The organism is Streptomyces sp. (assembly GCF_031181555.1).
In the GTDB taxonomy this organism is placed as follows: Bacteria; Actinomycetota; Actinomycetes; order Streptomycetales; family Streptomycetaceae; genus Streptomyces; species Streptomyces fimbriatus.
Genome location: NZ_JAPSKQ010000192.1, coordinates 2,919 through 10,805, shown reverse-complemented (window position 1 = coordinate 10,805; position 7,887 = coordinate 2,919). Strand labels below are relative to the sequence as shown.

Sequence of the window (7,887 nt, the reverse complement as noted above, 5' to 3'; positions counted from 1 at the left end):
CTCGGCGTGGGGCGGGGCGGCGAGGTGTGGCTCGCCCACGACACCGTGGTGGGGCAGGACGTCGCGCTGAAACCCGAGCGGATCGAGGGCGGCCGCGAGACCGCGCTGCGGCTGCTCGGCGAGGCGCGGGCCCTGGCCAAGTTCCGCGGCCATCCCCACGTCGTGACGCTGTTCGACGTGGTGACCGAGGCGCCGGAGGAGGACGCCGCCACGACGTACTGGTTCGTCATGGAGCACGTGCCCGGCGGCGGCCTGGACGGGAAGCCGCCCATGTCGCCCCGGCAGTCGGCCCGTATCGGCGCCCAGCTCGCCGACGCGCTGGCCGCGCTGCACGAGGCGGGGGTCGTCCACTGCGACGTCAAGCCCGCCAACATCGGCCTCACCCGGCACGGCACGGCCAAGCTGCTGGACTTCGGCGCCGCATACCGGATCGGCGGCGCCGAGACCATCACGGTCAACGGCCCGTACAGCTTCACTCCCGACTATGCCGCTCCCGAACTGGCCCGCGGCAACGTCCCCCGGCCCGCCTCGGACGTGTTCTGCCTGGCCGCCACGCTCCATGCACTGGTCACCGGCGCGCCACCGCGCGGAGACGCAGCGGGACGGGCCGGTGGCCCCGGTGCGGACCGGCCCGGCGGCGAGGACGGCGCCCGCCTGGCGTACTGGAAGGCGGAGCAGGGCGTCGTGGAGATCGACGCCGATGCCGTGGGCCCCCTGCACCCCGTGCTCTCGGCCATGCTGCGGCGCGATCCACGGGAACGCCCGGAGGCGGCGGAGGCGCGGCAGCTCCTGACGGCTGTCGCCGAACCAGGACGGCACGGCGGGCGGGGGCGGCGGGGCGGCCGGCGGTTACTGGCTGCGGCGCTCGGTCTGTGCACCGCACTGGCCCTGACTCTGTTCGCCCTCTTCGGCGACAGGGGCAACCGGGGCGACGACGGCGGTGAGGGAAGCGCCGGCCCCGGCTCCGCCCAGCGGCAGCTCCCCGGCGAGTCCGTGCACGGCGCGGCGCGGTCCCTGATCGGCGACCCGCACACCGCCGACGTGTGCGCCCTGGCCGATCCCGTAGCCTTCGACCGCTTTGGCGAGAGCCGCGTGGACGTGGACTACGGCAACTTCGACCGCTGCGACGTGCTCGTCCACACCGACGGCGAGAACCGCATCGACGTGTCGTTCCAGCTGCGCGACGGCTCGCCGCCGGAGGCGTCGGAACCCGCCCGGACCATCGGGAACATCGCCGTCCGGGAGGAGCCGCCGGCCGAGGACGAGTGCGGGCTCCTGCTGTCCCACGGGGAGCGGAGCGAGGCGGGCGACGTCGTCCGGATCCGCGTCGACGTCGGCAAGGGCACGGTGACCGGCGGCACGGCCACGCTGTGCACGGTCGCCGAAGCCGCCGCCCGCAGCGCCGCCGACGTGCTGAACCGGGGCCCGCTGCCACGCCGTGCGCCCACCTACCCGGCCGAGTCCCTGGCCTGGGCGGACGCCTGCAGGCTGCTCGACGCCGAGGCCCTGTCCGCCGTACCGGGCATCAGCGCCGACGCGCACGAGGCGGGCGTCGCCAACTGGAGCTGCTCGTGGTTCAGCGACGTCGACGACCTGAAGGCGGAGATCGCGTTCTTCCGTGACCAGCCCAAGTCCGCGCGCGACGGCGACCCCGTCCGGCTCGGCGGCCACGACGCCGTCGTCGTGCCGGAGGGCAACGACGACGGAACCTGCACGGTCTTCGTCGTCCACCGCGAGTACAGCGGCCACGACGCCGAGACGGCCGCCGAGATGCTGCGCCTGCACGTCGGTGGCCGGCGGCCCGTCGCCGACCTCTGCGGCATGGCCACCGACCTCGCCGCCTCCGCCGCCGCGAAGCTGCCCCCCGCCCTCTGAAACCGGCGTCCCGGCCCTTTGGGGAGGGGTCCCGAGCAGGCCGGCGCATGCTGGTGGGCACGTCCGGCGGAGCGGTCGCCCCGAGGCTCCACCGTACCGATTCCGCAGGCGTCCCACGCCCTCCGCACCGAGGAGACCAGCGATGCCCTTCTCCGCCAGCCTCGCGCGCGGTGTCGCGTCCACCGCGCCCGGAACCCTGCACGCGCGCACGGTCACCGGCGACCTCTGCGTCCCGCCCAGCCCGGGACGGACCGTCCGCTTCGGGCGGGGCGAGCACCCCGACGTGGACCTGGAGGTCGGTATCGACGATCTCCGGGTGAGCCGCCGGCACGGAGAGCTGACGTTCCGCCAGGGCCACTGGTGGCTGCGCAACACCGGGCGCCAGCTCGTGCGGCTGCCGCGCGGCCGGATGATGCACACCACCACCGAGCCCGTACCGCTCACCACCGGGTACACCCCCCTGTTCGTCAAGGGCTCCGGCTACCGCGAGCACCTGGTCGAGCTGTACGTCGCCGACCACGACGACCAGGGCCCGGTCTCCCGCCGCCGGGCCGACACCCTGCGGCCGCAGACCTGGGCCCTCGACGACGACGAACGGCTGCTCCTGGTCGTGCTCGGCCAGCGGTACCTGCTCTACGAGGAGGATCCGCGGCCCCTGACGTACTCCATGGCCGCCCGGCAGCTCGTCCATCTGCGCCCGGACGGCAACTGGAACGAGCGCAGGATCGAGTACCGGATCGAGGCGGTACGCCGCCGGCTGCACGGCACCGGCTTCAAGTACGCGCTGATGCACGACAGGTCCGAGGAACGGCCCTCCGACAACAACCTGCTGCACAACCTGCTCAAGGGCCTGGTCGAGTCGACGACGCTCGTGCCGCCGGACCTGAACCTGATGGACGACGCCCCCGGCGGCCCGGAGGGCGCGCCCGCGGGACAGCCGTAGCGCCGGATCGCCGTGCCGTCGAGGACGAACAGCAGCCGCGGGAAGGGCGGGTGGTGCCACCGTCATCTCTCCTCCGGCCCGCAACCGCACCGCAGCGCGGTCCGGCACGGTCCTCGAGGACCGCCGCCCCCGCAGCTCGGGCCACTCGGAGGCGATCCGCGCCCCGTAGCGGGTGGGGAACCACACTCGCGTGCGTCCGGTCTGCGGCAGCGTGACCCGGTCCACCAGACCCTCCTGGCGCAGCTTCGCCGGCCGCCGCCGGGTCTGCTGGATCCGCACGCCCGGAGCCGGCAGCAAGTGCACCCGCTCGGTGGTCACCCTCCGGTACCGCACGAGCACCGCCGACGCCCTCCGGTCGGCGCCCGCCGCGTCCACTCCCTCGTCTCGGCTGCTCCGCATCCGCTTTGTGCGGCACCGCCCCTGTACGGCACCGTGCTCAAAGCCCTACTGGGCGCTCGCCCGGATCACTGATTGCCGGCGTGGGGGTCGTACACCCAGATCGCGATCTCACCACCGCAGTCCAGGCATGCGGTCATCGCGAGCGCCTGGGCGACCTGCCTGGCACCGTCGCGGCTGCTGACGGTCCCGGCCATCGGCGTGCCCGCGCGCTTCATGTCCCGCACGTGGATCAGGTTGGCCGAGTAAGCCCGCAGGCAGGTCACACACTGGAGCGGGGCGCGCATGGCGGCCCGGGTCTGCGGTGCCCTGTCGCCGAAGGTCTTTGCCAGTACCTCGTACAGGGGGTAAAGGTCACTGGCCGAGGCTTCGTCGATGGTGGTCTTCAGCAGCGCGATCCTGCCGGCGACGGCGTCGCGGCTGAACGCGTCGAACTCCTCGTGCACCAGGTATTGCTCGTCGCCGACCACCAGCACCCGCCGGGGCAGCCCACCGTCTCCGGCGGTCGTCTCGTCCCCCACGAACCTGACGAAGACACCGCCGCGGTCGTTGAAGGTGTTGCGGACGACCCGGTAACGCGACGTCGTCACATCGCCCCGCATCCCGTGCCGGTCGAGGACCGCCCCGATGAAGGCATCGTCGGCCTGCCGGACGTCACTGATCCACAGGCCTTCCAGTTCCCCGGCACCGTCCCGCAGAAGCGCATACTCGTCATCGGCCGGCCGCTCCCGCCCCGCGGGCTGCGGCGGCTCGTACTCCGACCGTCGTTCCCGTTGCATCCGGAACAACCCCACTGCCAACACCTCCGAGTTCACGCACTCGTCCGTCGACGCCCTACGTCAGCTTCCTTCCCCCGCGCTTCTCGGCACGGGACAGCACCTCCCACGGCAGCAACGGCGTCACGTTGCGGTCGGCGGAGAGATAGGCGAGGTGCAGAACGCGCGCCGACCCGTCCACGCACACGAGCCAGTGCGCGACGTCGACGCGACCGAGCGACGCACCGGCGCGGCGGAACACGCCGTCCACCCACTGGATGTATCCGCCGGGCATGAGCCGCCGGATCCGCCGCGGCTTGGTGCTGGGCAGGAGGCTCACGACCACGTGCACGTCGTCCCCGAACCGCCGCCCGTCCCCGTCCCGGGCCCCGGCGACGAACGCCAGCGCGTCCTCGCCCGCCAGCCGCTTCCATCCCGGCCGCCGCGTCAGAGCCATTCCGGTGGCCGCGATCCTGAGCATGTGCTGGGGGACGACCCGCCGCACCCAGGCGTTGACCTCGTCCGCCCACACCACCACGGCCACGACCGACCGCCCACCGGACAGCTCGTATCCGTACGTGCCCGTACGGGACAACGGATCGGGCACGACCTCACCGTCCCTCTCCAGCCGAAGCACCAGCGCGTGGGCGACGGACTCGGTCGGCTCGGCCGCCGGGTAGGTGGTCACCCGCGTCCCGATGAGGACGTCACCGGACTCCCTCTCGATCGAGTCGACGATCTCCTGGATCTCACCGACGTCGAGGTCGTCCCCCTGATGAAGTATCAGCACTCTCTCCGCGCCCATACGGGCATGACACCACACCGGTCACGGGACCGGTCCCGGCCGAGGACCGGCGGCGTCCTGAGACCGGCCGCCTGGCTTTGAAGCGTAGTGGCGGACGTCCTTGCCGTCGAGGTCGCTTTGCCCTGCGGCCATGCCGTTCGGCTCGAACTTCGCGGCCAGGACGGCTTCGTTCCCGGTGCAGGTGTCTTCGGTTGGTTGCGGCCCGGCTGGCGCGCCGGTCCGCCGTCCCTGCACGGCAGGGACCCGGAGGGGGGAGGGGGAGCGGTGGTGGGCGGCACAAGGCGTATCCGTACGGGTCGACGTCCACGGCGCGCGGGCACGTCCCGGCCGCGCTGGGGGTGGTGAAGGCGGCCACGGCCGATCCGGATGCACCGGCTTACTGGCCCTGACAAAGCCTCTGGACGTGTCGGTGGGTGATGAGGCGGACGGCGAGTCCGAGGAAGGCCTCGTGGATGTCGTCGCGTCGCTCCCAGCGGATGCGCAGGCGCCGGAAGCCGGGCGGCCAGGAGATCGTCCGCTCGACGACCCGGCGGAAGGTGCCCGGGCCGGTGCCGTGGGGCTGTCCGCGTGCGGCGGTCACCGGGCGGATGCCCCGCTCGCGAAGGAGCCGGCGGTACTTGCCGTGGTCGTGGCCGCGGTCGGCGAAGAGCATGTCCGGGCGGCGCCGGGGCCGGCCGACCGCCCCGGCGACCACCGGGATCTCGTCGAGCAGGGGCAGCAGCCGGGTGACGCCGCCCGCGGTTGCCGCCGGTCAGTGACACCGCGAGCGGGACGCCCCGGCCGTCGGTGACGATGTGGTGCCTGCCGCCCGGTCGCGCGCGGTCGACCGGGCCGGGTCCGCTTTGGAGCCCCGCCGTGCAGCCCGGACGTGGGTGGGGGTGCCCCCGGCGAAGCCAGGGGAAGAGTCGATCACCGCCCTCGACCAGTCGAACTCCTGGGGCAGGTACTCGCGCTGGATGCCCGTGTGCGGCACGAAAAGGATGCCGCACAGGGCCTGACGGTCGGGCACTCGTGGTCGTCCCTCCACCTGCTTCGGCGCCGGCTCGGGCAACAACGGCTCGATCGACGACCACAGTTCGTCCGACACGATCCACGGCTGCGACCGACGCTTCCCCATGCCTCCATCACCGAGATCCCAAGCAGACAGTCACACGATCAAACCGTTTTTGTCAGAGCCAGTGACACTGGAGGTGCCTTTGGCGCGAGAACACCCCGCATCTGCCGACCGGCCGGGAACGACGCCTCAGAACACGTCAATGGCGCAACGGCATCCTCCACACCCTCCAGCCGGTTTCTGACCGGGGCACGGCCCCGCAGGCTGGGACCGGCAGAGCCTTCCAGGTGCGGCTCGTCCCACGTCCCCAGCGGGTACGTCCACTCGATGCCGTCGGGCCAGGTGCGCATCGCCACTGTGCGCACGCTCAGCGCCGCGGCCATGGCGTCAAGGGCCGCGCGGGGTATCCGTACCTCCGACGGCTCACGGTCGAACACTTCCACCGGCCCCCATTCCTGCGGCGAGACGTCCAGCTTGCCGCGCGTCACAGCCTGCCGGGCGAGAGGTCACCTCTGGGACGCACCCCCAGCAGGCACTCCACACCGCGGACCGGGCGGCGCTGTCCTCCGACGCGGAGTCCTTCCCGGTAGAAGGCCGTCAACGGCCCGCCCGGATGCCTTTGGGAGGCCGGGCCTGAGTCCGCGCCGCTTCGCCGGCCGCCCCGACCGTCAGGGCCGCTGCGGCATCGCTCAGGACGCCAGCCGTTCCGGGGAGCGGTGGGTGGAGCCGGCGGGCCCGACGCCGCGTTCGGCTCCGTTGATCTCGGCCCACACCGCGTCGAGGGAGAGGCCGAGGACGTCGGCGATCGCCGCGATGGTCGGGAAGGCGGGGGTGGCCACGCGGCCTGTCTCGATCTTCCGGAGAGTCTCCGGCGAGACGCGTGCGGCGAGCGCGGTATCGAGCATCGAACGCTCTCCCCTGGCCCGGCGCAGGAGGGCGCCGAGACGCTGTCCGCGTTCGACCTCTTCGGGAGTGAGCGGCAACCTGACCATGGCACGAATTCTATACCGGTACAGTATGACCGGTATAGTTATTGGTGCCGCGAGGAGGACGCCGCATGATCGAGATCCTGAACCCCACCCTGCTGGCCCGGGCGAGGGACACCGGCGCCCTGGTCGCCGACATCCTGCAGACGGTGAAGAGCCGCAGCACGATCGGCACGAACCTGCTGGACATCGACCGGTGGGCCAAGGACATGATCGTCGAGGCGGGAGCCACGTCCTGTTACGTCGACTACGCCCCGTCCTTCGGACGCGGCCCGTTCGGCCACTACATCTGCACCGCCGTCAACGACGCGGTCCTGCACGGGCGGCCGTACGACTATTCGCTCGCCGACGGCGACCTGCTGACCCTCGACCTTGCCGTCTCCCTGGGCGGAGTCGCCGCCGACGCCGCCATCAGTTTCATCGTGGGCGACACGAGGCCCCCGGAGAGCGTCGCCCTGATCAGTGCGACCGAACGCGCGCTGGCCGCGGGGATCGCTGCCGCCGGGCCCGGGGCGCGGATCGGCGACATCGCCCACGCCATCGGCACGGTCCTCACCGAAGCGGGGTACTCGATCAACACCGAGTTCGGCGGTCACGGCATCGGCTCGACGATGCACCAGGATCCGCATGTCCCGAACACCGGACGGCCCGGCCGCGGCTACACACTGCGCCCCGGACTGCTGCTGGCTCTGGAGCCATGGGTGATGGCGGACACCGCCCGACTCGTCACCGACGCCGACGGCTGGACCCTCCGCAGCGCCACCGGCTGCAGGACGGCACACAGCGAGCACACGATCGCCATCACCGACGACGGAGCGGAGATCCTCACCATACCGAAGCAAGCGCGGACGTAAGGGCGTTGTCCCGTTGGCCGGCCTGGGGTGATCTTGGAGTTGGTCATGCCGGGGGCGCTCGTGTCGTCCGCGCCGCCGTCGTACAAGGGGCACCGGTACCCGGTGGAGGTGATCGCGCACGGGGTACGGCTGTGCTTCCGCTTCCCGCTGTCCTGTCGCGAGGTCGAGGAGCTGATGCGCGAGCGCGGTGTGCTCGTCTCCCACGGGACCGTCCGACGC

Annotated in this window: 6 protein-coding genes and 2 pseudogenes; 4 read left to right on the top strand and 4 right to left on the bottom strand. The window is 72.3% G+C overall.

The features are described from left to right. Both RIM90_RS27490 and RIM90_RS27485 read left to right on the top strand, forming a co-directional pair. A partial coding sequence (locus tag RIM90_RS27490; protein ID WP_309063447.1) for a serine/threonine-protein kinase occupies nt 1-1,875 on the top strand: 1,875 nt, incomplete at its 5' end. A 142-nt stretch (nt 1,876-2,017) separates the two neighbouring features. Continuing rightward, nucleotides 2,018-2,818, top strand: coding sequence for an FHA domain-containing protein (locus RIM90_RS27485; protein WP_309063446.1), 801 nt, complete (start codon nt 2,018-2,020; stop codon nt 2,816-2,818). A 464-nt stretch (nt 2,819-3,282) separates the two neighbouring features. Here RIM90_RS27485 and RIM90_RS27480 read toward each other — a convergent pair whose 3' ends face one another. From RIM90_RS27480 to RIM90_RS27465, 4 genes and pseudogenes are all read right to left on the bottom strand, one after another. Then, a complete protein-coding gene (locus RIM90_RS27480; RefSeq protein ID WP_309063445.1) occupies nt 3,283-4,029 on the bottom strand; it encodes a hypothetical protein in 747 nt (248 codons plus the stop codon). A gap of 19 nt (nt 4,030-4,048) precedes the next feature. Next, on the bottom strand, nt 4,049-4,774 hold the full coding sequence (locus RIM90_RS27475) for a hypothetical protein (protein WP_309063444.1): 726 nt from the start codon (nt 4,772-4,774) through the stop codon (nt 4,049-4,051). Nucleotides 4,775-5,150: 376 nt separating this feature from the next. Next, nucleotides 5,151-5,891 (bottom strand): annotated as a pseudogene (locus tag RIM90_RS27470) (transposase). Nucleotides 5,892-6,517: 626 nt separating this feature from the next. Next, nucleotides 6,518-6,820, bottom strand: a complete 303-nt coding sequence (locus RIM90_RS27465) for a helix-turn-helix transcriptional regulator (protein WP_309063443.1) — start codon at nt 6,818-6,820, stop codon at nt 6,518-6,520. A gap of 65 nt (nt 6,821-6,885) precedes the next feature. Here RIM90_RS27465 and map point away from each other — a divergent pair, with 65 nt between their 5' ends. Both map and RIM90_RS27455 read left to right on the top strand, forming a co-directional pair. Further along, entirely contained in the window at nt 6,886-7,668 is a 783-nt protein-coding gene (gene map, locus RIM90_RS27460) for a type I methionyl aminopeptidase (protein WP_309063442.1), read from the top strand. Between the two features lie 60 nt (nt 7,669-7,728). After that, nucleotides 7,729-7,887 (top strand): annotated as a pseudogene (locus tag RIM90_RS27455) (IS6 family transposase); the annotation flags it as partial.

Excerpts from the sequence above, each read along its gene's own strand:
- RIM90_RS27485 (WP_309063446.1), top strand. The coding sequence starts at position 2,018 with ATGCCCTTCTCCGCCAGCCTCGCGCGCGGTGTCGCGTCCACCGCGCCC.
- RIM90_RS27475 (WP_309063444.1), bottom strand. The coding sequence starts at position 4,774 with ATGGGCGCGGAGAGAGTGCTGATACTTCATCAGGGGGACGACCTCGAC.
- RIM90_RS27465 (WP_309063443.1), bottom strand. The coding sequence starts at position 6,820 with ATGGTCAGGTTGCCGCTCACTCCCGAAGAGGTCGAACGCGGACAGCGT.
- map (WP_309063442.1), top strand. The coding sequence starts at position 6,886 with ATGATCGAGATCCTGAACCCCACCCTGCTGGCCCGGGCGAGGGACACC.